This is a genomic window from Tenacibaculum soleae (assembly GCF_001693415.1).
Lineage (GTDB): Bacteria > Bacteroidota > Bacteroidia > Flavobacteriales > Flavobacteriaceae > Polaribacter > Polaribacter soleae.
Window position 1 is genome coordinate 1 of the sequence record NZ_MAKX01000027.1, and the last position, 869, is coordinate 869.

Annotated in this window: 2 protein-coding genes; both read left to right on the plus strand. The window is 31.2% G+C overall.

What is annotated here, in order from left to right; translation table 11 throughout:
* Positions 1-89 precede the first annotated feature (89 nt).
* Entirely contained in the window at positions 90-446 is a 357-nt protein-coding gene (locus BA195_RS12460; protein ID WP_042247318.1) for a type II toxin-antitoxin system RelE/ParE family toxin, read from the plus strand.
* Entirely contained in the window at positions 436-726 is a 291-nt protein-coding gene (locus BA195_RS12465) for a helix-turn-helix domain-containing protein (RefSeq protein WP_068705974.1), read from the plus strand. The genes BA195_RS12460 and BA195_RS12465 overlap by 11 nt, the downstream gene beginning before the upstream one ends.
* Positions 727-869 lie beyond the last annotated feature (143 nt).

Consider the following 869-nt stretch of genomic DNA (forward strand, 5'->3'; position numbering starts at 1 on the left):
GTTGTAAAACATACCCAAAAACACCCGGACTTTAAATTTAACTTTTGAAATATTTTGAAAATAGTAACTTTTAAGTTACCTTTGTCTAAATGGAAAAAGTTAGGCAAGTAATACAATATAAAAATTATTTCGAGGAGTTTCTACTTGCTCAACCGAAAAAAGTTCAAGACAAGATATTTAAGGTCATTGAAATAATCGAAACTTATCAGCACGTGCCGAAAACGTATTTGGCACCAATGAAAACTCATAAAGGATTATTTGAAGCTCGAATAAAATTAGGTTCGAATATTTGGAGAGTTTTTTGCTTCTTCGATAAAGGTAAATTAGTTATACTCTTGAACGGATTTACTAAAAAGACGCAGAAAACACCGAAAAAAGAAATCGACAAAGCTGTTCGATTAATGAAAGAGTATTACGAAGAAAAAAACAAAGGAAATGGAAACTAAAAGTTGGAAAGAAATAAAAGACACAGTTTACGGAAAAAAAGGAACTGAACGCAGAGATGAACTCGACAGAGATTTTGAGTCGTTTAAAATTGGTTTGCTTTTACGAAATGCACGTGAAGAAAAAAATCTGACTCAAGAACAACTTGGCATTATAATTGACAAAAAACGGACTTACATTTCTCGTGTGGAAAATAATGGCAGTAATCTGACTTTAAAAACATTATTTGACATCGTAGAAAAAGGACTTGGAGGAAAAGTTAATATTTCAATCGAAGTCTAACATAAAGTACGATTTTACAACAACGTATAAAATTAATTGCTTACATCTAGCCTACTTACGAAAGTCCTCGCAGACTTTCTATTTGTGTTTTATTTGCTAACTAAAGTACTTAAATCACGCAACTAATCTTATACAACAACGTT

Excerpts from the sequence above, each read along its gene's own strand:
- BA195_RS12465 (WP_068705974.1), top strand. The coding sequence starts at position 436 with ATGGAAACTAAAAGTTGGAAAGAAATAAAAGACACAGTTTACGGAAAA.
- BA195_RS12460 (WP_042247318.1), top strand. The coding sequence starts at position 90 with ATGGAAAAAGTTAGGCAAGTAATACAATATAAAAATTATTTCGAGGAG.